Origin of the sequence: Rheinheimera muenzenbergensis (assembly GCF_036984005.1) — a bacterium.
Lineage (GTDB): Bacteria > Pseudomonadota > Gammaproteobacteria > Enterobacterales > Alteromonadaceae > Alishewanella > Alishewanella muenzenbergensis.
Genome location: NZ_JALAAR010000005.1, coordinates 133,781 through 160,075, shown reverse-complemented (window position 1 = coordinate 160,075; position 26,295 = coordinate 133,781). Strand labels below are relative to the sequence as shown.

At 50.5% G+C, this 26,295-nt stretch carries 28 protein-coding genes; 14 read left to right on the top strand and 14 right to left on the bottom strand.

The features are described from left to right. Positions 1 to 13 precede the first annotated feature (13 nt). Positions 14 to 460 (bottom strand): NfeD family protein, encoded by a 447-nt coding sequence (locus MN202_RS07995; RefSeq protein WP_335735573.1) that lies wholly within the window; start codon positions 458 to 460, stop codon positions 14 to 16. A gap of 107 nt (positions 461 to 567) precedes the next feature. Here MN202_RS07995 and MN202_RS07990 point away from each other — a divergent pair, with 107 nt between their 5' ends. Next, positions 568 to 1,491, top strand: a complete 924-nt coding sequence (locus MN202_RS07990; protein ID WP_335735572.1) for a matrixin family metalloprotease — start codon at positions 568 to 570, stop codon at positions 1,489 to 1,491. Here the strand turns inward: MN202_RS07990 and MN202_RS07985 are convergent. The 4 genes from MN202_RS07985 to MN202_RS07970 form a co-directional block, all read right to left on the bottom strand. Continuing rightward, entirely contained in the window at positions 1,488 to 2,399 is a 912-nt protein-coding gene (locus tag MN202_RS07985) for an ABC transporter ATP-binding protein (protein WP_335735571.1), read from the bottom strand. The two genes, MN202_RS07990 and MN202_RS07985, sit on opposite strands and share 4 nt — an antisense overlap. After that, positions 2,396 to 3,223 (bottom strand): ABC transporter permease subunit, encoded by an 828-nt coding sequence (locus MN202_RS07980; protein WP_335735570.1) that lies wholly within the window; start codon positions 3,221 to 3,223, stop codon positions 2,396 to 2,398. Before MN202_RS07980 ends, MN202_RS07985 begins: the two co-directional genes overlap by 4 nt. 20 nt (positions 3,224 to 3,243) lie before the next feature. Further along, on the bottom strand, positions 3,244 to 3,591 hold the full coding sequence (locus tag MN202_RS07975; protein ID WP_335735569.1) for a RidA family protein: 348 nt from the start codon (positions 3,589 to 3,591) through the stop codon (positions 3,244 to 3,246). Between the two features lie 169 nt (positions 3,592 to 3,760). Then, on the bottom strand, positions 3,761 to 4,576 hold the full coding sequence (locus MN202_RS07970; protein WP_335735568.1) for a YggN family protein: 816 nt from the start codon (positions 4,574 to 4,576) through the stop codon (positions 3,761 to 3,763). A 288-nt stretch (positions 4,577 to 4,864) separates the two neighbouring features. On the opposite strand from MN202_RS07970, the gene MN202_RS07965 reads away from it, so the two are divergent. Genes MN202_RS07965 through MN202_RS07955 form a run of 3 tightly spaced genes read left to right on the top strand, consistent with a single transcriptional unit; the run spans position 4,865 to position 9,175 of the window. Beyond that, a complete protein-coding gene (locus MN202_RS07965; protein ID WP_335735567.1) occupies positions 4,865 to 6,694 on the top strand; it encodes an assimilatory sulfite reductase (NADPH) flavoprotein subunit in 1,830 nt (609 codons plus the stop codon). Beyond that, positions 6,694 to 8,415, top strand: a complete 1,722-nt coding sequence (gene cysI, locus MN202_RS07960; protein ID WP_335735566.1) for an assimilatory sulfite reductase (NADPH) hemoprotein subunit — start codon at positions 6,694 to 6,696, stop codon at positions 8,413 to 8,415. The genes MN202_RS07965 and cysI overlap by 1 nt, the downstream gene beginning before the upstream one ends. Next, the gene (locus tag MN202_RS07955; RefSeq protein WP_335735565.1) at positions 8,399 to 9,175 is read left to right on the top strand and encodes a phosphoadenylyl-sulfate reductase; all 777 of its coding nucleotides are present in this window, start codon (positions 8,399 to 8,401) and stop codon (positions 9,173 to 9,175) included. The genes cysI and MN202_RS07955 overlap by 17 nt, the downstream gene beginning before the upstream one ends. 68 nt (positions 9,176 to 9,243) lie before the next feature. Here the strand turns inward: MN202_RS07955 and MN202_RS07950 are convergent, their stop codons facing one another. From MN202_RS07950 to MN202_RS07940, 3 genes are read right to left on the bottom strand one after another with little or no spacing between them, the layout of a single operon-like run. Continuing rightward, positions 9,244 to 9,588: a hypothetical protein gene (locus MN202_RS07950; protein WP_335735564.1), complete on the bottom strand. Its 345-nt coding sequence runs from the start codon at positions 9,586 to 9,588 to the stop codon at positions 9,244 to 9,246. Between the two features lie 7 nt (positions 9,589 to 9,595). Then, a complete protein-coding gene (locus MN202_RS07945) occupies positions 9,596 to 9,871 on the bottom strand; it encodes a hypothetical protein (RefSeq protein ID WP_335735563.1) in 276 nt (91 codons plus the stop codon). Next, positions 9,871 to 10,518 carry a hypothetical protein gene (locus tag MN202_RS07940; RefSeq protein WP_335735562.1) on the bottom strand — a complete coding sequence of 216 codons (648 nt, stop codon included), beginning with the start codon at positions 10,516 to 10,518 and terminating at the stop codon, positions 9,871 to 9,873. Before MN202_RS07940 ends, MN202_RS07945 begins: the two co-directional genes overlap by 1 nt. Positions 10,519 to 10,785: 267 nt before the next feature. On the opposite strand from MN202_RS07940, the gene MN202_RS07935 reads away from it, so the two are divergent. Further along, entirely contained in the window at positions 10,786 to 11,541 is a 756-nt protein-coding gene (locus MN202_RS07935; protein ID WP_335735561.1) for a substrate-binding periplasmic protein, read from the top strand. On the opposite strand, the gene MN202_RS07930 is transcribed toward MN202_RS07935, so the two are convergent. After that, positions 11,538 to 11,924 (bottom strand): META domain-containing protein, encoded by a 387-nt coding sequence (locus MN202_RS07930; protein WP_335735560.1) that lies wholly within the window; start codon positions 11,922 to 11,924, stop codon positions 11,538 to 11,540. The two genes, MN202_RS07935 and MN202_RS07930, sit on opposite strands and share 4 nt — an antisense overlap. A gap of 200 nt (positions 11,925 to 12,124) precedes the next feature. On the opposite strand from MN202_RS07930, the gene ahpC reads away from it, so the two are divergent. Beyond that, positions 12,125 to 12,691 (top strand): alkyl hydroperoxide reductase subunit C, encoded by a 567-nt coding sequence (gene ahpC / locus MN202_RS07925; protein WP_134053160.1) that lies wholly within the window; start codon positions 12,125 to 12,127, stop codon positions 12,689 to 12,691. Between the two features lie 301 nt (positions 12,692 to 12,992). Further along, positions 12,993 to 14,537: an alkyl hydroperoxide reductase subunit F gene (gene ahpF, locus MN202_RS07920; RefSeq protein WP_335735559.1), complete on the top strand. Its 1,545-nt coding sequence runs from the start codon at positions 12,993 to 12,995 to the stop codon at positions 14,535 to 14,537. An 86-nt stretch (positions 14,538 to 14,623) separates the two neighbouring features. On the opposite strand, the gene MN202_RS07915 is transcribed toward ahpF, so the two are convergent. The 5 genes from MN202_RS07915 to MN202_RS07895 form a co-directional block, all read right to left on the bottom strand. Then, complete coding sequence (locus MN202_RS07915) at positions 14,624 to 14,950, bottom strand: type II toxin-antitoxin system PemK/MazF family toxin (RefSeq protein ID WP_335735558.1); 327 nt, start codon at positions 14,948 to 14,950, stop codon at positions 14,624 to 14,626. Further along, entirely contained in the window at positions 14,944 to 15,207 is a 264-nt protein-coding gene (locus MN202_RS07910; protein ID WP_335735557.1) for an AbrB/MazE/SpoVT family DNA-binding domain-containing protein, read from the bottom strand. The genes MN202_RS07915 and MN202_RS07910 overlap by 7 nt, the downstream gene beginning before the upstream one ends. Before the next feature lie 107 nt (positions 15,208 to 15,314). Next, positions 15,315 to 16,115, bottom strand: a complete 801-nt coding sequence (locus MN202_RS07905; protein ID WP_335735556.1) for an SAM-dependent methyltransferase — start codon at positions 16,113 to 16,115, stop codon at positions 15,315 to 15,317. Then, positions 16,108 to 17,190 carry a GGDEF domain-containing protein gene (locus MN202_RS07900; RefSeq protein ID WP_335735555.1) on the bottom strand — a complete coding sequence of 361 codons (1,083 nt, stop codon included), beginning with the start codon at positions 17,188 to 17,190 and terminating at the stop codon, positions 16,108 to 16,110. Before MN202_RS07900 ends, MN202_RS07905 begins: the two co-directional genes overlap by 8 nt. A 648-nt stretch (positions 17,191 to 17,838) precedes the next feature. Continuing rightward, positions 17,839 to 18,045, bottom strand: coding sequence for a hypothetical protein (locus MN202_RS07895; protein ID WP_335735554.1), 207 nt, complete (start codon positions 18,043 to 18,045; stop codon positions 17,839 to 17,841). Between the two features lie 263 nt (positions 18,046 to 18,308). Between MN202_RS07895 and cysG the strand changes: the two genes are divergently transcribed. The 7 genes from cysG to rsuA all read left to right on the top strand — a co-directional run bounded on the left by cysG (position 18,309) and on the right by rsuA (position 26,291). Further along, positions 18,309 to 19,730 carry a siroheme synthase CysG gene (gene cysG, locus MN202_RS07890; protein ID WP_335735553.1) on the top strand — a complete coding sequence of 474 codons (1,422 nt, stop codon included), beginning with the start codon at positions 18,309 to 18,311 and terminating at the stop codon, positions 19,728 to 19,730. A 10-nt stretch (positions 19,731 to 19,740) separates the two neighbouring features. Next, a complete protein-coding gene (cysD, locus tag MN202_RS07885) occupies positions 19,741 to 20,652 on the top strand; it encodes a sulfate adenylyltransferase subunit CysD (protein WP_335735552.1) in 912 nt (303 codons plus the stop codon). After that, entirely contained in the window at positions 20,652 to 22,130 is a 1,479-nt protein-coding gene (gene cysN / locus MN202_RS07880; protein ID WP_335735551.1) for a sulfate adenylyltransferase subunit CysN, read from the top strand. Before cysD ends, cysN begins: the two co-directional genes overlap by 1 nt. After that, entirely contained in the window at positions 22,130 to 23,851 is a 1,722-nt protein-coding gene (locus tag MN202_RS07875; protein ID WP_335735550.1) for an SLC13 family permease, read from the top strand. The genes cysN and MN202_RS07875 overlap by 1 nt, the downstream gene beginning before the upstream one ends. A gap of 13 nt (positions 23,852 to 23,864) precedes the next feature. After that, on the top strand, positions 23,865 to 24,464 hold the full coding sequence (gene cysC / locus MN202_RS07870; protein ID WP_335735549.1) for an adenylyl-sulfate kinase: 600 nt from the start codon (positions 23,865 to 23,867) through the stop codon (positions 24,462 to 24,464). 301 nt (positions 24,465 to 24,765) lie between these two features. Then, positions 24,766 to 25,527: a 3'(2'),5'-bisphosphate nucleotidase CysQ gene (cysQ, locus tag MN202_RS07865; RefSeq protein ID WP_335735548.1), complete on the top strand. Its 762-nt coding sequence runs from the start codon at positions 24,766 to 24,768 to the stop codon at positions 25,525 to 25,527. A gap of 68 nt (positions 25,528 to 25,595) precedes the next feature. After that, entirely contained in the window at positions 25,596 to 26,291 is a 696-nt protein-coding gene (gene rsuA, locus MN202_RS07860) for a 16S rRNA pseudouridine(516) synthase RsuA (protein WP_335735547.1), read from the top strand. The last annotated feature ends 4 nt before the right edge of the window (positions 26,292 to 26,295 follow it).

The window sequence follows — 26,295 nt, the reverse complement described above, 5'->3', positions numbered from 1 at the left end:
GTTTATAAAAAAGTTATACTGGTTTATTGGCCGACACTGTCAGTTTAATACCCTGGTTTGCCACGACCCAGGCGACGTCACCAGCCTTTAACGCGTCGCTCGATTCGGCATCCCACTGTACGCCATTTAGTACCACCCGGCCGGCCCCATTAACGAAGTCACTGTGCACACTTACCCGGCTGCCCAGGTCCTGGCTAAACTGGCTGGGTTGCTCATTACTGTCGGCGGTATAACCGACAAACCAACGTTTAAAATGGCCGCGCACCCCCAGTAATAACGCCAGCGACAGCACGCCAAACAACAAAAATTGGTTACCATAGCTTTCAATCAGGCCAAAATGCAGTAACAAACCCACCACTATGGCGGCAATGCCAAAAAACACCGCCACTATACTGGTGGCTAATAGCTCAGTGAGTATTAATACAATACCAATAATGATCCATAAGGTTGCTATTTCCATTTACCTTACTCCTTAACACTTGATATGCTGCACATTAACGTAAGCCATACAAAGCGGTCAATCAGTTCTGGCGAAGTTGTAAAAACAGTTTTAAATCAGGAAATATAATGAAGTTAACAATACGGATTGTGTTTATTATTGCGCTGCTGTCGGCAGTTAATATGTTATTTCTTACTCCCGCCGGTATTAACCGGGCTATGCCAATGCTGCTGAATCAGACAGCAGATAGCAGAATGCAAAAAGAGTTGTGCCAGGCCCCGGTGTTATGGCGCCTTGGCGAGTTAGACCCCAACTTTGGTTTAACCGCAGAGCAAGCCGAGCAAGCGGCGCACGAAGCGGCACAATTATGGAATAAAGCTTTTAACACTGAGCTGTTTCGCTATGACAGCCTGGATGGTTTTCCGATACATTTTCGCTACGACAGTCAGCAACAGCAATTATTGCAGCTGGCATTACAAAAAAGCCGGCAGTATCAAACCAGTAACCGCAGTGATATACGTGATGAAACTCTGCAACAGCAGCAAAGCCGGCTAAACCAGCGCTCAACAGCTTACCGCAACGATAAAGCCCAGCTGGAGCGCGATATGGCAGTACTGGAAATGCAAAGCAGAGACTCCGGTACTTGGGGCAGCGCGACCTATCAGCAACAGCAGGCAAATTTGCAACAACGGCAACAACGCCTTGAATACGAAAACGAAGCGATAAGGCAGCAACGTGATCAACTGTCGCGGGAGCGGGATTACCGCAACAGCATCAGTCGCGACAATCACATCCGTCAGTCAAAGCCTGATAGCGCGCCAGCCATAGAATTTGGCGAAATGCAGATAGAAAATGGCCAGCGTACTATGACCATTTTTGCTTATAAAACTAATGCCAGCCTGATCCAGACCATTGCCCACCAGTTTGGCCACGCGCTGGGGCTTGGCCATAACAGCAATAATGCGTCTATCATGTCTGACATCTTTAATCCGGCCAATAGCGAACTTAGCCGCAGCGATATCAGCTCCCTAAACCAGCAGTGTAACTTTTAAGCAATATCAAACAGTTTTTGCTCCAGTGTCTGGCCCTGTGTCAGGCTGCGGTAACGCCAGCCGTTCGCCGCCAGACATTGCAGCAAACTGATATCAAAGCTGTCCGCCAGATCACGCTGCACCCGCAATACTAATTGTTTTTTCTGCGGTTGCTGTACGCTGATTAACCCAGGTAACAGCTTTAATGCCTGCAGTAAGCTGTCGCTGCTTTCCTGCTCCAGCTGTAAGGTCAGGTAGTGTGGCGCATCAGACTGCACGGCTGCAGTCTCACTGGCCTGCAACAGGCCTTTATCCAGATACAGCACCTTGTTACACAATTGCTCCAGCTCAAAAATATTGTGCGAGCTGATCAAAAAACTAACCTGACCGCTAAGCTGGCTAATTAACTGCCGGATAGCCAGGGCATTGGCCGGATCCAGCCCGGCAGTGGGTTCATCCAGCAACACCAGCTCTGGCTGGCCAATAAAAGCCTGTGCTATCGCAGCACGCTTGCGCATACCATGACTTAACGCAGCCGCTTTGTGCCCGGCCTCTGCAGCCAGCCCTACCAGCGTCAACACCCTTGAGGTTTCAGCCACTGCCGCCTTAGAACTTAACCCTTGCAACCGGCCATAAAACTGCAGCTGCTCGCCAATACTGAAACCCGGATCGAACTGTGCATCCTGCGGTAAGGCGCCAATGCGACCAAACAAAGCACTGCTGCCGGCCTGGTGGCCCAGCAGTTGTGCCTGGCCGCCAGTAGCAGGTAAATAGCCGCATAAAATACTAAATAAAGTGGTTTTACCGGCCCCGTTTGGGCCAATCAGTGCTGCGATATCACCTTGTTGTAGCTCAAAGCTAACCTGCTGCAATGCCGTTTTGCTGCCAAATTGTTTAGTCAGGCCGTCACAACGAATTAAACTACTCATAATGCTCTCCGCTTAACCGTTAAAGTGGCCAGGGTAAGTAACACCACACTTTGCCCCAGCGGCAGTGCGGCATGTTGCAGTGTTTGCCAGCCGTGCAGCGCTAACAGTCGCATCACCTGGGTGCCAGGCAGGTAGCCAAGTAAAAACAGGAAATCAGGAAAGTAAAAGATAAACCAGCTTAGCAGGCCAAAACACAGGCCAAGACTGACTATCGCCAGGCCAACAGCCAGTTTTGCCGTGCGTACCAGCGCTGAAAATACACTCATCAAGGCGGTAAACGGCAGTAACACCAGCAACAGATTAACAAAGATCACCGCCATGGCATTTAGCATATCTGCCGACAAACCACCGGCACGCCAGGCCGACAATACTAAAGTTGCCAACAATGTCAGTAGGATCAGGCTGGCTTGCACCAACATCTGGCCGGCAAAGCGACCCAACACTATGCTGCTGCGGCTGCTGCGCAAGCTGAGAAAACGCAAAGTGCCGCGCTCTAAATCACTGCATAATTGATTAGCAGTAAAAAACAGGCTGAACAACGGCAATAACAGCAGGCTGAAAAACCAATACACAGCCAGTTCCGGCGTGGGCCAACTGCTTAACTGTTGTAACCCGGCGTTACCAAACAGGCTGCTGATCAGATTTACAAAGCCACGTGAGGCAATTAAATCGGCGGCCGGCACTATGGCGTAGCGAAACAACAACGCCCAGATCACGGCAGTAGCCGCCAGCGTCATCAGGCCGGGACGGGTTTGCCATAACCGGCGTAATTCAAAACCGGCATACAACCAACAGTGTTGCAATAACATTAACGGGTTAGACATAACAGCTTCCTTAACAGGGCTTATTGAGCGGCGACGATTTTAATCTCCACTTTCCAGCTCGGATCAGCCAGTTTGGCTGCAACTGTGGCGCGGGCCGGAGCATTACCCGGTGCCACCCAGTTGTCCCAGGCCAGATTCATCGCGGCGTAGTCGGCCATGTCAGCTAAATAAATAGTGGCATCGACCAGTTTGCTTTTATCACTGCCACATTGGGCCAGCAAGCTATCAATTTGCGCCAGCACATCCTCGGTTTGCAAAGTCGCATCACTGCTGTGCGTATCCGGCACCATACCGGCACAAAAAATTAAACCATTTACTATCACTGCCTCTGAATAGCGGGCGGCAGGTAAAATACGTTGTATCGTCATTGCTTACTCCTTCTTTTGGTTGCGAACAGGCTAACCTGAAGCACAGCAGATAACCAGTCGGAGCAGTCAAAGCAGCTTGTTGTTAAAAAAGACGCGCTGTCAGGATGAGAGCAGCGCGCCAAAGTCGTGGTTGGGATAGAACACGAAACCTTGTTAACTCAAGCTATGGTTAGTTAAACAGATAAAAGGCAGTGGTTTTGCTGCTGCCCACCTCAATTAAGTCGTACTGCTGCATCTGTGGTAACAGTTGCTGAATTTGCGTTTCCAGTGCATCCAGCTGTTGCAGGTTGGCGCACATGGCATCGCCACGCTGTTCCAGCAACTGGCTTTTGCTTTGCATCCGTGTTTCTAAATCTTCACCAAAGCGCTCCATGCGCTCACCAAAAGCTTCCATCCGCTGCTCAAAGGTGCCTTCGCCACTGGCCATGGCCTTGCCGATAATCATAAAAATGCTGCCCATTGATTGCGTTACTGCCTGCTCTATTGCCTGCTCAAACTCTGGGCCAAAGGCCTCATCAATACTGTCAAAACGGCTACCATAAATAAAAATATCGTCGCCATCTCGTTTAACCACACCGGCAGCGGAAGCACGAATTTTATCCATGGCAGTTTGCAGTGCCGGGTGTTGCTCCAGCGTGTCGCCGGTTAATTCAGTCAGTACTGAGTTAACCGCATCTGCAGCCAGCACCAGCGCATCCTCTACCAGAGCTACTGTTTCCAATGTTTGGGTACGGATACCGGCTTGATAATCGCGCAACAACACACGGGTGCTGCTATCGGTTTTTACCGCTTTGCCCTGCAGCCACAATTCACCATTATCGTTAATGCGCCAAAGCTCTGTGCCGGCATCTTTCATGCTGACATGGGCACTGCTGATGGCTAAATCTTTATCAAAATTGACATTACAGCTGGTATTGTCATGCGCCATAACGGCGCCGCTTAAACTGGTTAACACAAAACCACTGGCGATAAGTAAGCTTTTCATTGCTGTTGTCCTTTAGGCTATTGGCCACTGTTGATTACGTTTAAGCTATTACAAAGATAATGCCAATTTTTAACTAACTGTTATTTAACGATATATTTTTAAAGCCACTTTAAGCTACCGGCTTAACTTAGTAATTTTCACTACTTTTTGGTCTGTTTATCAGTACGGTAGCGCTACAGCGTTACCAGTTTTTAATTACTTATTGGAATAAAGAAGAGAGATCCATTCTTTTACCGGCATACATATAGACGGCTAAAATGCCTGCAATTATGGTGTGCAGGGTGTTTTATGCTTTTATCTTCGTTAGTGGCGCAGGCCAGTCCGTTGTCCGAGCAGCAGGTTAATCAGTTGCAGGGCTTAGTCAGCCAGTTAAACCCTATCCAGCAAGCCTGGGTCAGCGGCTATCTGGCAGCCAGTGCCCAGCTAGCCGGGCAAGTTGCTGGCCAGGCCGCACCCGCAGTGGCGCAGGCCAGCGCCAGCCTGACCATTTTATTTGGCTCACAAACCGGTAATGCCCGTCACGTTGCCGAAGCCTTAGCCAAACAGGCACAGGGTAAAGGCCTGGTGGCGAAAGTAGTCGATATGGCCGACTACAAAACCACTCAGCTGAAGAATGAGCAGTACCTGGTGATTGTTACCTCCACCTATGGCGAGGGTGAACCGCCGGAAAATGCCATTGGCCTGCACAATTTCTTGTTTAGCAAAAAAGCCCCCAAATTAGCCGGCCTGAAATATGCGGTATTGGGCCTGGGTGACACCAGCTATGAATTTTTCTGCAAGACCGCACAAGACTTTGATCAGCGTTTAGCTGAACTGGGCGCGACTTCGGTACTGGCGCGCATCGATTTAGATGTCGATTATCAGGCTCAGGCTGACAGCTGGAGCAACGAGTTGGTTGCTAAACTGGAGCCGGAACTAGGCGCCTCTGCCGCGCCTTCAGCGCAGGTTATTGCCTGGCCCCGCGTGGATTCGCCTGGCGCAGACATTGCTTCAGCTAGCGGTAGCCAATACAGCAAGCAACAACCGTTTGCCGCCGAGCTGTACACTAACCAGAAGATTACCGGCCGCGACTCAACCAAAGATGTGCGCCACATTGAAATTTCATTAGCCGGCAGCGGTTTAACTTACCAGCCGGGTGATGCGCTGGGCGTGTACTTCTTAAATGATCCGGCGCTGGTACGCGAGCTATTGTTATTAACCGTCATAGCGCGCGATACCCCGGTGAGCCTAGGCAACGACAGCCTGACGGTAGAGCAGGCGTTAACTGAGCAGCTTGAGCTGACACAGTCGTACCCAGCCTTTGTGGAGAAGTACGCTGCTGCGACCAACAATGCGGAGTTAGCTGCATTGGCAGCCGACAAAGCCGCACTGCGCGCTTACCTTAACGAGCGGCAGATTATCGATATAGTGCGCGACTATCCCGGGCTACTGAGCGCCCAGCAGTTAGTGGATGCCCTGCGCAAGCAGCAACCGCGGCTGTACTCTATAGCCTCAGCGCAGGCCGAAGTGGAAGACGAAGTACATTTAACCGTTGGCGTAGTGCGCTATGACGCTTACGGCCAGCCACATTTAGGCGGTGCGTCGGGCTTTTTAGCCGAGCGCTTAAATGAAGGTGATAACGTTAAGGTCTTTATCGAGCAGAATAATAATTTCCGCTTACCGGCCAGTGACGAAACGCCGGTGATCATGATTGGTCCGGGCACAGGTATAGCGCCGTTTCGCGCCTTTTTGCAACAGCGTGATGCCAACGGTGCCAGCGGTAAAAACTGGTTGTTTTTTGGTAACCCGCATTTTACCCAGGACTTTTTATACCAGCTGGAGCTGCAAAGTTACCTCAAACGTGGCCTGTTAACTAAACTGGATGTGGCCTTTAGCCGTGATCAGGCAGCTAAGGTGTATGTGCAGGACAAACTGCGCCAACATGGCAGCGAAGTATGGCAATGGCTTGAGCAAGGCGCCCACCTGTATATTTGTGGTGATGCCAACCGGATGGCCAAAGATGTACAACAGGCGTTGTTAGACATAGTGCAACAATATGGCGCTAAAAGCGCAGAACAGGCGCAAGCTTACTTAGATGAATTACGTGTCGCAAAACGTTATCAGAAGGACGTGTATTAATGAGCCAGTATCCAATTAATCCAGATTTAGTGGCACCGGGTGCACTGTCTGATAACGAGCGCTTAAAAGCAGAAAGCCAGCATTTACGCGGTAGCATCGAAGCTGATTTAAAAGATGAGATCACCGGTGGTTTTAACGGTGATAACTTTATGCTGATCCGCTTTCACGGTATGTATCAGCAGGATGATCGTGATATTCGTGCCGAGCGCACCGCGCAAAAACTCGAACCGCTGCACAATGTGATGCTGCGCGCCCGTATGCCTGGCGGCATTATTACGCCGCAGCAGTGGTTAGCGATTGATAAATTTGCTGCCGACAACACGATGTACGGCAGTATCCGCTTAACCACCCGGCAAACTTTTCAGTTTCACGGTGTGTTAAAGCCGCACATTAAGCCGATGCATCAATTTTTACATAGCATTGGCATTGACTCTATTGCCACCGCCGGCGATGTTAACCGTAACGTGCTCTGTACCTCCAACCCGGTAGAGTCTGAGTTACATCAGCAAGCGTATCAATGGGCAGCGAAAATCAGCGAGCATTTACTGCCGAAGACCCGCGCCTATGCTGAAATCTGGCTGGATGAAGAAAAGGTCGAAACCACCGAAGTAGAGCCAATTCTTGGTGATAACTACCTGCCGCGTAAATTTAAAACGGCGGTAGTTATTCCACCGCATAACGATATTGACGTCCATGCCAACGATTTAACCTTTGTCGCGGTAGCCGAAAAAGGTCAGTTGGTCGGCTTTAACGTATTAGTCGGCGGCGGTTTAGCCATGACCTTTGGCGATGAAGCCACTTATCCGCGCATGGCGGATGATCTGGGCTATGTCACGCTGGAACATACGCTAAAAGTGGCCGAGCATGTGGTTACCGTACAGCGCGACTATGGCAACCGCTCAAACCGTAAAAATGCCAAAACCAAATACACTATTGACCGTATTGGCCTGGACGCCTTTCGTGCTGAAGTCGAGGCGCGCACCGGTGTAGCCTTTGCACCTGTGGTGCCGTACAGCTTTACCAGCCGCGGCGATCGTATTGGTTGGGTTGAAGGTATCGACGGCAAGCACCACCTAACGTTGTTTATTGAAAACGGCCGGGTGCTGGATTTCCCCGGCAAACCATTAAAAACCGGTTTGGCGAAAATTGCTGCTGTCCATCAGGGCGATTTACGCATGACCGCCAACCAAAACCTGATTATTGCCGGCGTGCCGGCCGCGCAAAAAGCCGAAATTGAGGCTATTGCCCGCAGCCATGGCTTAATTGATGACGGCCACAGCGAGCAGCGTAAAAACTCGATGGCCTGTGTGTCGTTCCCAACCTGCCCTCTGGCGATGGCCGAGGCCGAGCGCTATTTGCCAGAGTTGGTTACTAAGGTAGAAGCCTTACTGGGCAAACATAACGTTGCTGATGAGCATATAGTGCTGCGCATTACCGGCTGCCCGAATGGCTGTGGCCGCGCCATGCTGGCCGAAGTCGGCCTGGTTGGCCGTGGCCCGGGTAAATATAACCTGTATCTGGGCGGTAACCGTGAAGGTACCCGTATTCCGCGCCTGCTGCTGGATAACGTCGGCGAAGCAGACATTTTAGCTACACTGGATGGCTTAATTGGCCGCTGGGCGCTTGAGCGTAATAACAGCAGCGAAGGCTTTGGTGATTTCGTGATAAGGGCCGGTGTAATAGCACCGGTAGTGGTGCCAAAAGATGACTTCCATAGCTAAGCAAGTCGCTGTAGTGGCGGATAGCAGCAAGTTTCGCACTATATTGCAGCAGGATAATGCCACCCAGCAGGCCTGGCTGGAGGAGGCTAATCATATTCTGACCCCACTCAGCGCAGCAGAACGCGTGCGCTGGGCGCTGGAAAACCTGCCGTCAAGCCCGATGCTAAGTTCCAGTTTCGGTATTCAGGCAGCGGTGATGCTGCATCTGGTGTCGCAGCAGCAGCCGGATATTCCGGTGGTATTAACCGACACCGGTTATTTATTCCCGGAAACCTATCAGTTTATTGACCAGCTGACAGCACAATTGCAGCTGAACCTGAAAGTATACCGGGCCGAGCTCAGCCCGGCCTGGCAGGAAGCGCGCTTTGGCCAATTGTGGCAAACGGCTGAAGGTACTAAACAGTACAACCAGTTAAATAAAGTTGAGCCAATGCAACGGGCCCTGCGGGAGCTGAATGTCGGCAGCTGGTTTACCGGCCTGCGCCGCAGCCAGAGCAGCAGCCGCGCCGATAAGGGCATTATCGAGATCAGCCGTGGCGTGGTAAAAATTCAGCCAATTATCGACTGGAGCAATAAAGACGTGTTCTATTACTTAAAAGAACACGGCTTAAGCTATCACCCGCTGTGGGAGCAAGGCTATGTCTCGGTAGGCGACACACATTCTACCCGCAAGCTGGAGCTGGGCATGAGCGAAGAAGACACCCGCTTTAACGGCTTTGGCCGCGAATGCGGCCTGCATATGGACGGTGATGGCATTTAGCCATCACCAAATTCCTTAATTCTGCCTGCTGCCTTAAAAACTCTCTCCGCTCCTGTTTAAAAGCGCAATTACCGGATTGTTTCCAATAGTGCTATCGCTTTACTCTGATATTCTTTACATTCCTGCAAGCTTATAACGTCAGGACGGGTATCGTCAGGAAAAGGTTGAGCATCTTCTACGTAGAGATCCTCTAAAAACTGCATCATACCAGCATCGAATTGCTGCTCAGCATTGTCGTATCTTTTACTCGCGGCAAGCAACTGTTCAGAAAGATCACTCGAAACAGCTCTTTGCTTATCAGTCAATGTTTGTGTAGTCGTTGAGCACATTGTCAAGCCACCACTTATCAGCCCTGCGTCGAACCACGGATCTGCTTTTGCTCGAGGAATACATAACAATACCAATAGCCACAAACAAGACCTAACGTACACTTCGCCAAACTCCTACAGTTAACAGAACAGCGTGAACTAAAAAAAGCAACAACAGCGCAAGATCAACCAGCCACGGCAGATCAACTTGCAAAACATGCAGTAGGGAAACGGCTGCCCACCAAAGCAACAGCACGCCCGATACTACATAGGGAGCAAGCGTTAAAGGGTTAAACACTTTGTCACGGCGTAACATAATTATTGATGCTGCAAATAACCAAGATGCAGCAACTAAAGATACCAAACCCCAAATCGCATAACTAAGCATTACATAGCTTCCATGTCCAATAGGCCACGAAGTGCAAGCTCCTTTTTCGCATTTTTTGCATTAGTGGTAGTTGTAGCAAGTAATACCGACGCAAACACAGTTACCACTGCCGCTGAAAAGGCAACATTTTTTATACTCGATTGAGCAGCGTTAGATGTCGAGGCAATTTCTTTTGTAAGCGAATAATTTGTAGCTGATGCAGCTACCGATTTTACACCATTCAATGCACCTTTTTTATACAGACTAAGTACAAACCCAGCTAAACCTGAAGCGGTAAGGAGTCCTTTCAGGTCATACCCGATGTAACTTAACGCAGAGCGCGCTTCATCATTGAGATTGAAGTGATTTCTTAGCTCTTCGTCAGTCAAACTCCAGCAAAACCAGTAAGGATTGACCGAAAGAAAACCAATAATGCCGTACAAATGAGAAAAGAGCGGCCCATTGATATCTTTTAGCTGTAACACACTGGCATTGATTCTTTGCTTGTCATGATGATGTAGGCAGCGATAAGTAACTATGCCAGTAAGGATGTACATTGCATTATCCAGCTTTTCCAATTGACTACTGAATTTGTTCAACTCCATAAGTTTAATCAAGAACTTGAGTGGATTTTGCTTGTATTGGTGATGTACGTAACTAGATTGCATCTTCAATCTCCCTGTTTGTGGTTGCGGCAAATCTATCGTGGCTAGCAACGGAAAATACCACAAAACACCCTCAAATTAAACATTATTTAACACTTTGCTGATTATGGTTAAATTTAAGTATGCCTTGAAAAACAAAAATTAATTGATGAATATCACACGGACAGTGATGGCATCTAAGTAGGTTTAAGCGGAAAAAACCCTTGTCACTTTTGCCCGAGCTCTGCCATAGTTTGCTGTAGCAGTGAAAGCCCCACGCAGAGTGACGCTATGAAGATAATTGGCACCAGCATAATAACCGGCTGTTTATGTCTGGTGGCTTCTGTCGTTGCCGAGCAACTAAACCTGTACACTGAGCACTTCCCGCCCTACAGCTATATTGAAGCCGACAGTATTACCGGGCTAAATACTGAACTGGTGCGGCGCAGTTGTGAAAAAGCCGGGCTAGAATGTCAGTTCCGCTTGTACCCCTGGTTACGTGCGTATGAAGCAGCGACCAAAGATCCACAGGGTGCCTTGTATTCCACCTCCCGTAACGCCTTGCGCGAACCCTTGTTTAAATGGGTTGGGCCGCTGGCCCATTCTAAAGCCAGTATGTACCGCTTAAAAAGCCGGCCCGAGATAAACCCCGCCACACTGGACGAGGCCAAGCAATATGTTATCGCGGTGGCCCGTGGTGATGTCTACGAAATGTATTTGCAAAGCAAAGGCTTTGAACATGGGGTAAACCTGCTGGGCCTGGCGGCAAAATCAGACGCGGTAGCGCTGTTTTTACAGCACAAAGTTGATTTGCTGATCGCATCCGAACTTATTTTACCGGTGTGGCTGGCAAAGTATCAGCAAAGTGTTGATATTGTCGAGCCAGTACTGGACCTGTCTGTGGTCGGAGCCAATTATCTGGCGTTAAATCCAGCCGTGCCTGATAGCATAGTGCTACAACTGCAACAGGCGCTGGACCAGTTATATGCCAGTGGCGAATATCAGCAACTGGCAACGCATTATCTGCAAAACAACACCAGCCGCTAGGGCTGGCTGCTAAATTGGTAGGAAATGTCATCTTTGCGCAATACCAACTGCTTATTGTCGTAGCTCAGCTTGGGTTTACTTTGCAAAAATGAATGAAACGCCTGTTCGCGCGCCATAGCCGGTTCACTGCAAGCCATCATGGTGCTGGCCAGTTGAGAAACGACTAAGTCGCCCTTATCTACAGTGAAGCTACCCATAGCGCGGTTGCAGCCAGTAAAGCCACTAATGCGGCCCTGATTAAACTGCAGGCTCAGAGGTTTTTGCTCTACCTGTTGGTTGGTTTGCACAAAGTCGCCCTGTGGCGTAACAACTTGCTGGCAGGCAGCAAGTAGTAACACTGTGCTAAGTAAAGCCGTGCAGCAGTAAGTGCGGGGGATGATCATAACAGCTCCTGGTACTTAGTCATGGCGACTACTTTGCCAGAGTATAGCTAAGCGCAGGCTGAACAAGGTTGCATAAGTTTAATATCAATCGCAAAAATTGATTAAACCAATTTGTTTTATTCGTTTTGACAATAAGGTGTAGCGCGTTAAACTGCAGACGTTGAAACAAGAACTGTTAACTAACCGAAAGGAGCAAGACTATGTCTTCTATTATCAACACTAAAATCAAACCATTTAAAGCCACTGCTTTTCATCAGGGTAAGTTTGTTCCTGTTTCTGATCAGGATTTAGCCGGCAAATGGTCTGTAGTCGTATTTTACCCAGCCGACTTCACTTTCGTATGTCCAACTGAACTGGGCGATCTGGCTGATTTCTACGCTAAGTTCCAGGAAATCGGTGTAGAAGTGTACTCAGTATCTACTGACACCCACTTCACCCACAAAGCATGGCACGATGCGTCTGAAACCATCAAGAAAATCAACTACCCGATGATCGGTGACCCAACAGGTACTATCACCCGTAACTTCGGTGTAATGATTGAAGAAGAAGGTTTAGCACTGCGTGGTACTTTCGTAATTAACCCGGAAGGCGAAATCAAAGTTGCTGAAATTCACGACTTAGGTATCGGCCGCAGCGCTGCAGAACTGTTCCGCAAAGTACAGGCGGCACAATATGTAGCTAACCACGACGGCGAAGTATGCCCAGCGAAATGGACTCCGGGCGAAGCCACTCTGGCACCGTCACTGGACCTGGTTGGTAAAATCTAACTTTGATGCAAACTGCAGGCAACTGCGGTGCCGGAAGCGGCAAACAGCTCCTCTAAGAAGCTGTTTCCAGCTTCCCCACTGCCAATACCTTTGTTTGCACGGGCTGGTTTACGCCAGCCCGACCTTAGCGGCTGACTTTTTTTCGCACTATCTGAATTATCTATAACCAATGGATTTCAAGATGCGCGTAGGCGGCAAGGCCGTGAATCCCCATGAGCTTAGCTGCACTAAGTGATTGGGGTTCACGAACGCAGCCAACACCCGCGTATCTTGAAAGACGAAAAGTATAACCGGAGTCATTATGTTAGATACTAACCTGAAGCAACAATTAAAAACCTATCTGCAGAACCTGAAAACGCAGGTTGAACTGGTGGTATCTTTAGACGATAGCGCCAAAGCTGCTGAAGTAAACGCCCTGGCAAACGACATTGCCGAATTATCTGATTTAGTGTCATTGCGCCGCGATGACAATGCCCTGAGCCGTAAACCGGCGATGTTGGTGCGCTCAGTCGCCAACGACACCCACATTACCTTTGCTGGTGTACCGCTGGGCCATGAATTCACCTCTTTAGTGCTGGCGCTGCTGCACTCAGGCGGCCACCCGATTAAAGTAGCGGCTGACACCATTGAGCAAATCCGCCAGTTACAGGGCAGCTTCGCCTTTGAGACCTATGTGTCATTAAGCTGCCAAACCTGCCCGGAAGTGGTACAAGCGCTGAATATAATGTCAGCCATTAACCCTGGCATTACCAACGTGATGATCGACGGCGCTATGTTTCAACAAGAAGTGGCCGACAAGAACATTATGGCGGTGCCATCGGTGTACCTGAACGGCGAGCTGTTTTCACAAGGTGCCATTACGCTGGAAAAAATCATCCAAAAACTGGATGTAAACGCCGAAAAACGCCAGGCCGAAGCACTGAAAAACAAAGCCGACTTTGATGTGTTAGTGGTTGGCGGTGGCCCGGCCGGTGCTGCAGCGTCCATTTACGCTGCGCGTAAAGGCTTAAACACCGGTATTGTTGCCGAGCGTTTTGGTGGCCAGGTAGCCGATACCGTTGGCATTGAAAACTTTATCTCGGTGCAGTACACCGAAGGGCCAAAACTGGTAAACAGCTTAGAAGCCCATGTACGCGAATATAACGTCGATATTATGAATAACCAGCGCGCGGTTGCGCTGCGCAAAGACGGCAAGATACAGCTGGAGCTGCAAAACGGCGCCGTGCTAAACAGCAAAACGGTAATTTTAAGCCCAGGCGCACGCTGGAGAGAAATGAATGTACCCGGCGAGCAGGAATACCGCGGCAAAGGCGTAGCCTACTGCCCGCACTGCGACGGCCCGTTGTTTAAAGGTAAAAAAGTCGCCGTAATTGGTGGCGGTAACTCCGGCATCGAAGCGGCTATCGACTTAGCCGGTATTGTTGAGCATGTTACCGTGCTGGAATTTGCCGCTGAACTGCGCGCCGATGCGGTACTGGTGAAAAAAGCCAACTCTATGGCCAATATCACTATCATCACTGAAGCGCAAAGCACCGAAGTTACCGGCGATGGTAGCAAAGTAAACGGCATTAACTATACCGACCGCAAAACCGGTGCCGCGCATCATATTGAACTGGCCGGTATCTTTGTGCAGATAGGCTTGGTGCCAAATACCGAATGGTTACGTGGTGCAGTGGAGCTATCGCCACGCGGCGAGATTATTGTTGATGAGCGCGGCCAAACATCGTTACCTGGCGTATTTGCTGCCGGTGATGCCACTACAGCACCGTACAAGCAAATCATTATCGCCATGGGTTCAGGTGCTACTGCGGCGCTGGGTGCCTTTGACTATATGATCCGCAACTAAGCATGTAGTTGCTAAGCGCAAGTTACTAAACGTTTTTCGTTTCATCTCCACTCTCTGTTTGGCGGCAACTTCGGTTGCCGCTTTTTTTACAGACTAAACATCTCGGTCAGCGTTTGGCACAAGGCGATACTGGTGTGCTGATCAAGGCTACCCAGTTTTTTCAGCAAGCGCTGTTTATCAACCGCGCGGATCTGATCCAGCAAAATCAAGCCTTGCTGGCCCTGAAATGTCACGACTACACGGCTGGGGAAGGCAAAACCTTTGGTTGTCATCGGTGCCATCAGTACTGTCGCTAAATTTTCCAGCTCATTAGGTGACACCACCACACAGGGGCGGGTTTTGTTAATCTCACTGCCCCGGGTAGGGTTTAGATCTACCAGCCAGATATCAAATCGCTGCGGTAGCGTTACCATTGTTGCTGCTCATCAGCCTGTGCCGCTTCGGTTAAATCGACATCCAGCCAGTCCGTATCAGCACTGTCGCTTTGCCCAGCCAAGGCGGCGTCAACCTGTAACGCCCAATCTTGCCGCAATTGCTGCAGTGGCGTTATTAGCAAACCTTCCGGCACCACTTTAAACTGCAGTTCTTTATGCTCCAGTCCGGTTTGCTTAATAATCGCCTGTGGGATACGAATGCCCTTAGAATTACCAATCTGAATGACTTGTGCCATGGTTATCTCGCTGCGGTTAGACCCTGCCAGTAATTATATTGTAATTACAGAAAAATACTAAGCGCTAGCCGGTGCTAGTTTTTTATTATGTTGAATTGGCAGCTAATTTATTTTTGCCGTAGCGGATGATCCGCCGGCACGCCGAGTTTATCCAGCATCTGGCGGTTTATGCTTTTAGGTCGCAGCGGCGGGATCACCAAGGTGGTGATTTGATTTAGCCGGGCCTGTGCCAGCGCCGATAACGGGATAGGCTCGGCGCGGTGCTGCCAAATGGCTAAATCGGCGGCTTCATACAAGATAACCTGATGGCCTGGCGGGTACCACTGCAGTAAATGCTGACACAGGATGTCAATGTAGCTACTGTCGCTTTGCAGCCGTGCCAGGCTAAAATCACCGGCTATCGCCACCTGCCATAAAATCAGATAGGCCGACACATCTACCGTGCGCTGGTAAAACAAAAACTGGCTGGCTTCAAACTGCTGGCAGCCCTCCGCCAGCGGATCTATGCCTAAATCGGCATACAAGCAGGCATCGGCAGCAATACCGGCTTGCATTTTCGCGCTATAACCCAGTGCCGTTAGCTGGCGGATCGCTTCATGCGGCGGCCAGCTGGCCACACCGGGGTGGCCATAACAAGCCCACACCACATTCTGGCCAGCGGTTACTGCGGCAATTACAGCATCCAGCATCGCCTGATAACTCTGGCTACGCGGCTGGCCCGGCTGGTAAAACGGCTGTAAATCGACCAGCTTAGGGTTTATTTGCTGTAAAAAACCGGCCAGATAATGGGTGTTGCTGTGAAAAAACACCACATCGGCCGCCGCCAGCTGATTACGCGCCAGCTCGGTAAGCTGGCTGCCCAGCGTAATACCCAGGCCAATGCAGGTTAAGCGGCTAGATTCAGACATCGCCAGCCTGGCCATTAGAGTGTGCCACTTCAACACAATTACGCCCGGCCGCTTTCGCGCGATATAAGGCGGCGTCGGCCTGTTGCAGCAGTTTATCAAAATCAGCACTGCTGCTACTGGCAATGCCAAAGCTGGCGCTTACCGTTACCTGCAGCTTGTCTAGTTGCACCGGCGTGGCCGCTATACTGTTGCGACACAGCTCGGCTATATGTTCAGCGTGCTGCAGGTCGCAGCCGGGTAAAAACAGTGCAAATTCTTCACCACCAATCCGCGCCAGTATGTCTTGTTTGCGGATATGTTGCTGGCAGCGCTGCGCTATAGCTTGCAGCACTTTATCGCCGGTGGCGTGGCCGTATTGGTCGTTAATTTGTTTAAATAAATCAATGTCGAACACCACCAGGCTATGTTGTTCTTGCTGGCGGCGGTTTTGCAGCTGACGGCTTACCGTTTCGCTAAAATAACGCCGGTTAAACAAGCGGGTTAAAAAGTCGGTAGTGGCCAGGCGGTTTAGCGCCACCCGTTTGCTGTTTAGTACATAGATCACCAGTAGCAGCAGGGTTAGCAAAGCCACAGAAATAAGCCCGGTGCGTACTTTTTCGTCACGTTGTAGCTTGCTTTCCAGTTGCAGCAGGTCATTCTGGCTTTGCAGCAATGCCAGTTTGTTTTCGCTTTCCATAAAATCGGCCTGCGCCAGATAATAGGCCACACTACGCTGTTTATATTCGTCGATATAGGCATTTAGCGCGGCAATATGTTGCTTATAGGCCTGGGCAGCCGCCACTATATCGCCCTGCTTTTCATGCAGTTGGGCTAATAACAATACTGCTTTGTTAGCTGTCAGATAATCATTTAACGCTATTGAGCCGCTATAAACTTGCTCCAACGTGCCAACGGCATCATCTAGCTCATTTAAATTAAGCAGCGCGTATCCCAGATAATACTTGGCTTGCAAAATGGTGTATCTGTATCCAATTCTCTCCAGTTCCGGCAGTGCATTTTGCATCGCAAACATCACTTTCTCCGGCGCTACAAAAACATCAGCATCTGCCGTAAAAATACTCACAGAGTGTTTCATTAAAGGTTCATTGGCATTTACACACGCTTGATAGGCTTCATCTGCCAACGGTTGCTGATAGGCTTTATTCAATTTAATCAAAGCATTTAACTTTAAAACATTACCGATGCAGTAACCTCTTGGCGTCTTGGAAATACTCAGCAGTGTTGACGAAGAAATCAAAGCATTGTCGTAGATACCTGCACTCAGATATAACTGGGCAGCTACTGTATACAAGCTGACTTGAATCGGTTCATTATGTATGTCCTTTCCTAACTTTAACGCCTCAAATATGAATGAATAAGCGTTTTTAAAATCTTTTCTGTGTTCATAAACAGTGGCAAGCAACAAGTTAGCTTTAATTGCGATATCAGAATATCGGCTAGAGTGAATTTCCAACGCGATCTTTATCGCCTCTTCTTGTTTACCTTGAAATCCCAAGCTATACGCTTTGATAAATAAAAACTGCTGCTTCTGATGCTCTGTCAATGAGCTATAAACGGCTTCAATTTTGTGAATTATCTCTAATGTCTGTTGAGGTGATTTCGTTCGGGAGTATTCTGCTTTATCTAAAAGACTCTGATAATTATTTGATTCAGAAAATGTAAAAAAAGGCGCAGATAAAATAATCAGCGCCAGTATTAACTTACCTTTTAGGTTCAAAGCGATTCACTTTGCAGGAAACATAAACGTCACCGGGCTAACTGCTTTACCCGTTAGCTTTTCTACCTGGGCTTTATCACCTGATAACACCGCTTCTACTTCGTGTTTTTGCAGGCCATAGTTTTGCAGCGCTTGCGCCGGCGCGGTGGCGTATTCCTGCTGTAATTTAGGATTGGTGGCTAACTCTTCAATAAACTTGCTTAAACCTGACATAGCAACTCCGTCTCTGCTTGATAATATTGTTATTCCGTTATGCGGTGCGCACTTACCGCTGCGCAGTACTTTAGTGTAAATAACCGCTGCTGACAACAGGCTGTTGCTATTCTGGGTTTGTTAATCCGGCACATAAGCATATAAGCGGGCGCATTAATTCCTTTTAGTTATATGTGAGCGTAATTAACTATTTTATAAAAGCCATGCAGACGGCTATTCTGCTAGCCTGAAATCTTTGTAGCAACCTGACCGCAGGAGCTGGTGTGCAGTACTTACCCTTATTTGTAAAGTTAACCGATAAAGCGGTGCTGATTGTTGGCGGCGGCTCGGTGGCGCTGCGCAAAGCCGGTACTCTGCTAAGCGCCGGTGCCAAATTAACAGTAGTGGCGCCCGAGTTTGCCGCTGAGTTTGTGCAGTGGCAGCAACAAGGTAAGGCCGAATTAATTACTGGCTACTTTAGCCCTGCGCTACTGGATGGCAAGTTACTGGTCATTGCCGCTACCGACGATGATGAAGTTAACACCGCAGTTTATACAGCAGCCAGTGCACGCAATATGCTGGTAAACACGGTAGACGACCAGCCGAAATGCGGTTTTATCTTTCCGTCGATAATCGATCGCAGCCCGATTTTAATTGCCATATCCAGCTTTGGCACTGCGCCGGTGCTGGCAAGACGGCTACGTGAAAAACTCGAAGCCTTATTGCCGCAGCATTTGGGGCCATTGGCCGAATTAGTCGGCCGCTTTCGCAGCCAGGTAAAAGCGAAAATAAGCGGCTTTGCTGCACGGCGCCAGTTTTGGGAAAAAGTGTTTGATTCAGACGTCGTGCGTGATGTGCAGGCTAATCAGTTGCCGCAGGCAGAACAGCGCCTGGCGCAGTTACTGGACGAGCCGCAGACACAAGCCGGTGAAGTTTATGTAGTCGGCGCCGGCCCGGGCGATCCGGAGCTGTTGACGTTAAAAGCGCTGCAGCTGATGCAACAAGCCGATGTGGTGGTGTATGACTACCTGGTGTCAGCACCGATTATGGAGTTAGTGCGCCGTGACGCCGAGCGCATTTGCGTGGGTAAAAAAGCCGGCGACCACTCGGTACCACAGCAGGACACCAACCAGTTACTGATTGATTTAGCGCTGGCCGGCAAGAAAGTTTGCCGCCTAAAAGGCGGTGACCCGTTTATTTTTGGCCGCGGCGGCGAGGAAATTCAGGCGCTGTTACCGCATAACATTGCGTTTCAGGTGGTGCCTGGCGTGACCGCCGCTGCAGGTTGTGCGGCCTATGCAGGCATACCGTTGACACACCGTGACTATGCCCAGAGTGTGCAGTTTGTTACCGGGCATTGCCGGCCGGATGGCGTCGAGCCCGATTGGCACAGCATGAGCAGAGCCAACCAGACACTGGTAATTTATATGGGCCTGATGAAAGCCGGCCATATTCAGCAACAGTTGCTGGCCGCCGGGCGCAGTGCAAACACGCCAGTGGCCATTATTGAAAACGGCACCCGGCCAGAGCAACGCATTGTCAGTGGCACCTTGCAACAACTGGCCGATTTGGTGGCACAACAGCAAATCAGCTCACCGGCCTTGCTGGTGATAGGCGAAGTGGTAGCACTTCAACAAGATTTACATTGGTTTGGTCAAAAGCCGCAAGCGGCGGTATTTGGCCAGACCCTGACCCGGATGGCATGAGGAACAAGAAATGTCTGAGTTAGCAGGTGCCTTGTCGCACTTACAGCAGTTGGAAGCCGAGAGCATCCATATTTTCCGTGAAGTAGCGGCCGAATTTAAAAAGCCGGTAATGCTGTATTCGATTGGCAAAGACTCGTCGGTACTGCTGCATCTGGCGCGTAAAGCCTTCGCGCCGGGTAAAATCCCGTTTCCGCTGCTGCATGTCGATACCGACTGGAAATTTCGCGAGATGATCGAGTTTCGTGACCGCTTAGCCAAAGAGTACAACTTTGAGCTGCTGGTGCATAAAAACCCGGAAGGCTTGGCGATGAATATAAACCCCTTTGTACATGGCAGTGCCAAGCACACCGATATTATGAAAACCCAGGGCTTAAAACAGGCGCTGAATAAGTACGGCTTTGATGCCGCCTTTGGTGGCGCGCGCCGTGATGAAGAGAAATCGCGCGCCAAAGAGCGGGTGTATTCGTTTCGCGATAAACACCACCGCTGGGACCCGAAAAACCAGCGCCCCGAGCTGTGGAATATTTACAACGGTGCCATTAATGAAGGCGAAAGCATCAGGGTGTTTCCGCTGTCAAACTGGACCGAGCTGGATATCTGGCTTTACATCCTGCAGGAGAATATCGACATAGTGCCACTGTATCTGGCCAAGCCACGCCCGGTTGTTGAGCGCAGCGGCACCCTGATCATGGTAGACGATGAGCGTATGCCACTGGAGCCGGGCGAAGTCCCGCAAATGAAATCGGTACGTTTCAGAACACTGGGCTGTTACCCGCTAACCGGTGCCATTGAATCCAGCGCCGACACGCTGGAGGGCATAGTAGAAGAGATGCTGCGCGCCCGCACGTCGGAACGGCAGGGCCGGGTGATTGACCAGGATCAGTCCGGTATGGAATTGAAAAAACGCGAGGGGTACTTCTGATGTCTGTAGTAAATTTAGCCTCTGTTACCTCGTTAAACGAGCAGTTAAACAGTCTGGGTATTCGTGGTTACTTGCAGCAGCATCAGGACAAAGGCCTGCTGCGGGTTTTGACCTGCGGCAGCGTGGATGATGGCAAAAGCACCTTAATCGGCCGCCTGCTACATGACAGCCAACAACTGTATGATGATCAGCTGGATGCGCTAAAACGCGACCATAAAGGCCGCAACAGCGAAGGCGAGTTAGAGCTGGCGATGCTGGTTGACGGCTTACAGGCCGAGCGCGAGCAGGGTATTACCATTGATGTGGCGTACCGCTATTTTTCTACTACCGAGCGCAAGTTTATTCTGGCGGATACACCGGGCCACGAGCAATATACCCGCAATATGGCTACCGGTGCTTCAACCTCAGATGTGGCGATACTGCTGATTGACGCTCGTTATGGCGTGCAAACCCAAACCCGTCGTCACAGCTTTATCTGTGCTTTGCTGGGCATTAAGCACTTAATTGTTGCCGTAAATAAGATGGATATTGTCGGCTACAGCCAGCAAACCTACAACGCCATAGTACAGGACGTGCAGGCGCTGATGGCACAATTGCAGGTGCCAACGGTAGATGTCATACCGATTAGCGCGTTAAAAGGCGAAAACATTTTAACCTTGTCGGCCAATATGCCCTGGTACAGCGGCACCGCTTTGCTACCACGGCTGGAAACCCTGCCAATACCACAACGTGGCGGCGCAGCTACGCGTTTCCCGGTGCAGTATGTAAACCGGCCGGATCTGGATTTTCGCGGTTTTGCCGGCACCCTGGTGAGCGGCCGTTTAGCGGTAGGTCAGGCGGTAACGGCTTATCCGTCCGGTAAAAAAAGTACTATTAAGCAAATCGTTACCTTTGCCGGCGAGCAGCCATCGGCAATCGCCGGTGAAGCCATAACGCTGACGCTGAATGACGAAATCGATATCAGCCGTGGCGACTGGCTGGTGCCGTCAGAAGACAGCGTAAACCTGACTAACCGGGCACTGGCTTATGTGGTGTGGTTTAACGATCAGCCGCTGCAAACCGGCCGCTTGTACGATTTAAAACTGGCGACGCGCAAAAGCAGTGTCAGCATTAACCGGCTGAACCACAAGGTGAATGTGAATACCCTGGCGCAGGAAACAGCTGAGCAGGTGGCAATGAATGATATTGCCCTGGTCGAGCTGGAACTGACCGAGACACTGCCGCTGGATACCTTCCGCACCCAGCCTGGCACCGGTAACTTTGTGTTGATCGACCGCTTAACCAATGCCACCGTTGCAGCAGGTTTAATTCAGAATGTACTGGCTGAAGAAAAAGCCGCCAGCGGCGATATCAGTGCCTTTGAACTGGAATTAAATGCGCTGATCCGTAAGCACTTTCCGCACTGGGGCGCACGCGATGTGCGCGAGCTGTTTAACGCCGAACTGTTTAACACCGAAATGGTTAAGGCTGCGCAGTAATGCTGTATCAGCAGTATGGTGTAGTCGCGCTGTTACTGGCGCTGGTGGCGGGGCTGATTTTCAGCAAACGCTCGCCAGCGCTATGGTTTGGCGGCGCTTTGTTGCTCAGCTATCTGATTGGCTGGCTGCCGCTGGAGCGCGCCTTGCAAAACTTCGCCAATCCGTCGCTTATTACGCTATTACTGCTGCTATTGGTATCCATTGGCATTGAAAAATCGCAACTGGTCAGCTGGTTAAGCCGCGGCTTTCAGGGCAAACATCTGGGTTCAGTAATTACCCGCCTAAGCCTGTCCAGCGCGCTGATGTCGGCTTTTATTAACAACACAGCCGTGGTGTCTACGCTGATGTCGTCGCTCAGGCATCACAACCATTTTGCTGCGTCTAAGTTGCTGTTGCCGTTGTCGTACAGTGCCATTTTAGGCGGCATGCTAACGTTAATCGGCACCTCAACCAACCTTATTGTGAATGGTTTTGTCGAGCAAAGCGGTGAACCGCTGCTGGGGTTCTTTGACTTTACCTTACTGGGCGCCCTGGTACTAACGGCCGGCATAGTCGTGTTGATCATTGGCAGCCGCTGGTTGCCAGACAATAGCAAAGACGCCGGCCAGAGCACGCCCTATTATTTAACCGCCCATGTTCGCGACGACAGCCAGTTAATTGGTAAAACGGTCGAACAAAACCAGCTGCGCGAACTACAAGCCCTGTTTTTGGCTGAAATTCAGCGCGGTAGCGAGCATATTTGCCCGGTCACGCCGGATACACTGATTGCAGCCGGTGACGAGCTGCGCTTTGTCGGCGATTTGGAGGCGGTGTCACGGCTGCAGCAATTTCCCGGTTTAGAGCTGCTGCGCCAGGATCAGCAACAGGGTGAACTGCTGGAAGCGGTGATCAGTTACAGCTCGCGTCTGGTTGGCAAAAGTTTAAAACAACTGCGCTTTCGCCATGAATACGATGCGGTGGTTATTGCCGTACGCCGCGGCCATGAGCGCTTGCAGGGTGGCCTGGGTGATTTGATACTACACGCCGGCGATGTGCTGATTTTATCGATAGGTAAGCATTTTCCCGGCCAGCATCAGCTAAGCCAGGAGTTTATCTACGTAAATGGCTTGGCTATTTCTACGCCACTGGCAAAAAACCGCAGCCATTGGGTGTTACTCGGCTTTGCAACCGCACTGGCCCTGTCGATTGCCGGCATAGCCCCGCTGATTAAAAGCCTGCCGTTATTGTTGCTGGCCTATGTCGCTGCCGGTGCGGTAACCGTCAATGAAATTAAAAACCGCTTCCCGCTGGAGTTGTGGTTAATTGTCGGTTCGGCTATAGGTTTAGCCCAACTGATGATCGAAACCGGCGTCGCCGGCCAAATTGCCGATGGCCTGATCCTGCTGGTTGATGGCAGCGGCGCTTATGGCGCTTTAATCGCGGTTTTTGTCGCTACCTGGCTATTTACCGAGCTGGTAACCAACAATGCCGCGGCCGCGTTAACCTTTCCTATCGCCTTTGCCATAGCACAAAATCTGGGCGTCGATCCGGTACCGTTTTTTATGGCAGTGGCCTTTGGTGCTTCGGCCAGCTTTATTTCGCCTTTTGGTTATCAGACTAACCTGATGGTGTATTCGGCCGGCAATTACCAGTTGCGTGACTATATTCGCCTCGGTGTGCCTATGGCGCTGGTATATTCGTCCGTAGTGTTGGTATTTTTACCGTTGATTTATCCGTTTTAAGTGATGCAGACTAATGACCCATAACGATATTAAGTGGCAACAGCACGATGTAAACGCTGCGCAGCGCGAAGCCTTATTTGGCCACCAAAGTGCGGTGATCTGGTTTACCGGTTTATCCGGCTCGGGCAAGTCGACTGTTGCCAATGCATTGGAGCAGGCGCTGGTTGCGCAAGGCAAGCATACCTATTTGCTGGATGGTGACAATGTGCGCCATGGCTTGTGCGCCGATTTAGGTTTTAGTGCCGAGGACAGAACAGAAAATCTGCGCCGGGTGGGTGCTGTGGCAGGCCTGATGGTAGACGCCGGTTTACTGGTATTAAGTGCCTTTATTTCGCCGTACCGTAATCAGCGCGAGCTGGTAAAAAGCTTTATTGCGCCGGGCAAATTTATTGAAGTGCATATCGCTACTCCGCTGGAGGTGTGCGAGCAGCGCGATGTGAAAGGCTTGTACAAAAAAGCCCGTGCCGGCCAAATCAGCCAGTTTACCGGTATTTCTGATCCGTACGAAGCGCCACAGCACGCCGATTTAGTTCTGGATACCTCAGTCACGTCGCTGCAAGATAGCGTGCAGCAATTGCTGGCCTTGCTGAAAAAAAGGCAGATTATTAGCTAATACGGCAACGCAGCGACAAGGTGTACTTTCGCAGCAGCGGCAGGGATGCCGCGCAGGCTGAGAGGGCACTCTTTTTTCAAGAAGCGGTGATGTGCTCCTTGAAGGCGGCGAAGAAAGTATTGCCTTGTCGCTGAGTTTACGCCTGGTTGAAAACTACGACAGCTAACAACACTCGGGGACGCCGTAAATATGTCCCTATAGGCTCCTCTCCAGCATCCATGCTGGAGACGCCCCGCTTAGCTGTTAGCTGTCTTCGCTTGGGATACCGGTGTAACATCAAATAAAATAATAGGACATCTGCATGAATTATTTGCCGGCCATTATCGATATCGCCGAACAAGCCGGACAGGCGATCCTGGCGGTATATCAGCAAGACAACGCGGCGTTTAATATTACCGGCAAAGCCGATGATTCACCGCTGACAGCTGCCGATTTAGCCGCACACCAGCTGATTGTTAAAGCGTTAACAACACTGACACCAGAGTTGCCGATACTGTCAGAAGAGGCGGCGGATATCAGCTGGCCTATTCGTCAGCAGTGGCAACGTTACTGGCTGGTCGATCCGCTGGATGGCACCAAGGAGTTTATTAAACGCAACGGTGAATTTACCGTGAATATCGCGCTGATTAATAACGGTGAGCCGGTGCTGGGCGTTATCCATGCGCCGGTACTGGGTAAAACATACTCTGCCGCCAAGGGTGCAGGTGCCTTTGTCAAAGCCGCCGGCCAAACACGCGCCATTCAGGTGGCCAAACCCGGCGCGACAATTCGCGTAGTCGGCAGTCGCAGCCATCCCAGCCCGGATCTGGCCGGTTATCTGGCACAATTTGCCCAACACGAAATGGTGCCGGTAGGCAGTTCGCTGAAATTTTGCCTGGTGGCTGAAGGCAGTGCTGATGTCTATCCGCGCTTTGGCCCAACCATGCAGTGGGACACCGGCGCCGGCCATATTATCGCCACAGAAGCCGGCGCCACGGTAAGCTTTGACGGTATCGCCAGCCAGGTGTATCAGCGTGAAAACCTGCGCAACCCCAACTTTATCGTGTCTGCGCTAACGCGGTAAAACGCCACTGAGTTAGCGACGAACCGGGCAATTTTGGTTACACTAAACGCAACAAAAGTAGGTGAATTATGCGTTTAGATAAATTTATATGTGACTGTACCGGCCTGACCCGTAGCCAGGCCGGAAAACTGGTGCGCCAGGGCCTGGTAACGCTAAATGGCGACCCGGTAAAACAAGCCGCACTGCAGGTAAAAGACAGCGACGTGGTGTGCCTTGACGACGAACAACTGCAGCTGATTGGCCTGCGCTATTTTATGCTGCACAAGCCGGACGGGTATATTTGCTCAACTGACGACCCGGATCACCCGACAGTGTTTACCTTAATGGACGAGCCGCTAATTGAACGGCTGCACACTGTCGGCCGGCTCGATTTAGACACTACAGGCTTAGTGCTGATAACAGACGATGGCCAATGGTCACACCGCATTAGCAGCCCGAAGCACCATGTCGCCAAAACCTACCGCGTCTGGACGGCAGATCCGATCCCAACTGCCGCTATCGCCCAGTTTGCGCAGGGCATTATGCTGCGCAATGAAAAAAACGCCACCTTACCGGCAGAACTGGAGATCATCAGTGACACTGAAGCTTTACTGACGATCCATGAAGGCCGTTATCATCAGGTAAAACGCATGTTTGCCGCCATTGGTAACAAGGTAGAGCGGCTGCACCGCGAAAAAATCGGCGGCCTGCAGTTGCCGGATGATTTAGCTGAAGGCGAATACCGTCATTTAACGCCGGCACAATTAGCCCTGCTAAAAGGCTGACGGC

Excerpts from the sequence above, each read along its gene's own strand:
- MN202_RS07995 (WP_335735573.1), bottom strand. The coding sequence starts at position 460 with ATGGAAATAGCAACCTTATGGATCATTATTGGTATTGTATTAATACTC.
- MN202_RS07990 (WP_335735572.1), top strand. The coding sequence starts at position 568 with ATGAAGTTAACAATACGGATTGTGTTTATTATTGCGCTGCTGTCGGCA.
- MN202_RS07985 (WP_335735571.1), bottom strand. The coding sequence starts at position 2,399 with ATGAGTAGTTTAATTCGTTGTGACGGCCTGACTAAACAATTTGGCAGC.
- MN202_RS07980 (WP_335735570.1), bottom strand. The coding sequence starts at position 3,223 with ATGTCTAACCCGTTAATGTTATTGCAACACTGTTGGTTGTATGCCGGT.
- MN202_RS07975 (WP_335735569.1), bottom strand. The coding sequence starts at position 3,591 with ATGACGATACAACGTATTTTACCTGCCGCCCGCTATTCAGAGGCAGTG.
- MN202_RS07970 (WP_335735568.1), bottom strand. The coding sequence starts at position 4,576 with ATGAAAAGCTTACTTATCGCCAGTGGTTTTGTGTTAACCAGTTTAAGC.
- MN202_RS07965 (WP_335735567.1), top strand. The coding sequence starts at position 4,865 with ATGCTTTTATCTTCGTTAGTGGCGCAGGCCAGTCCGTTGTCCGAGCAG.
- cysI (WP_335735566.1), top strand. The coding sequence starts at position 6,694 with ATGAGCCAGTATCCAATTAATCCAGATTTAGTGGCACCGGGTGCACTG.
- MN202_RS07955 (WP_335735565.1), top strand. The coding sequence starts at position 8,399 with ATGACTTCCATAGCTAAGCAAGTCGCTGTAGTGGCGGATAGCAGCAAG.
- MN202_RS07945 (WP_335735563.1), bottom strand. The coding sequence starts at position 9,871 with ATGCTTAGTTATGCGATTTGGGGTTTGGTATCTTTAGTTGCTGCATCT.
- MN202_RS07940 (WP_335735562.1), bottom strand. The coding sequence starts at position 10,518 with ATGCAATCTAGTTACGTACATCACCAATACAAGCAAAATCCACTCAAG.
- MN202_RS07935 (WP_335735561.1), top strand. The coding sequence starts at position 10,786 with ATGAAGATAATTGGCACCAGCATAATAACCGGCTGTTTATGTCTGGTG.
- MN202_RS07930 (WP_335735560.1), bottom strand. The coding sequence starts at position 11,924 with ATGATCATCCCCCGCACTTACTGCTGCACGGCTTTACTTAGCACAGTG.
- ahpC (WP_134053160.1), top strand. The coding sequence starts at position 12,125 with ATGTCTTCTATTATCAACACTAAAATCAAACCATTTAAAGCCACTGCT.
- ahpF (WP_335735559.1), top strand. The coding sequence starts at position 12,993 with ATGTTAGATACTAACCTGAAGCAACAATTAAAAACCTATCTGCAGAAC.
- MN202_RS07915 (WP_335735558.1), bottom strand. The coding sequence starts at position 14,950 with ATGGTAACGCTACCGCAGCGATTTGATATCTGGCTGGTAGATCTAAAC.
- MN202_RS07910 (WP_335735557.1), bottom strand. The coding sequence starts at position 15,207 with ATGGCACAAGTCATTCAGATTGGTAATTCTAAGGGCATTCGTATCCCA.
- MN202_RS07905 (WP_335735556.1), bottom strand. The coding sequence starts at position 16,115 with ATGTCTGAATCTAGCCGCTTAACCTGCATTGGCCTGGGTATTACGCTG.
- MN202_RS07900 (WP_335735555.1), bottom strand. The coding sequence starts at position 17,190 with ATGAAACACTCTGTGAGTATTTTTACGGCAGATGCTGATGTTTTTGTA.
- MN202_RS07895 (WP_335735554.1), bottom strand. The coding sequence starts at position 18,045 with ATGTCAGGTTTAAGCAAGTTTATTGAAGAGTTAGCCACCAATCCTAAA.
- cysD (WP_335735552.1), top strand. The coding sequence starts at position 19,741 with ATGTCTGAGTTAGCAGGTGCCTTGTCGCACTTACAGCAGTTGGAAGCC.
- cysN (WP_335735551.1), top strand. The coding sequence starts at position 20,652 with ATGTCTGTAGTAAATTTAGCCTCTGTTACCTCGTTAAACGAGCAGTTA.
- MN202_RS07875 (WP_335735550.1), top strand. The coding sequence starts at position 22,130 with ATGCTGTATCAGCAGTATGGTGTAGTCGCGCTGTTACTGGCGCTGGTG.
- cysC (WP_335735549.1), top strand. The coding sequence starts at position 23,865 with ATGACCCATAACGATATTAAGTGGCAACAGCACGATGTAAACGCTGCG.
- cysQ (WP_335735548.1), top strand. The coding sequence starts at position 24,766 with ATGAATTATTTGCCGGCCATTATCGATATCGCCGAACAAGCCGGACAG.
- rsuA (WP_335735547.1), top strand. The coding sequence starts at position 25,596 with ATGCGTTTAGATAAATTTATATGTGACTGTACCGGCCTGACCCGTAGC.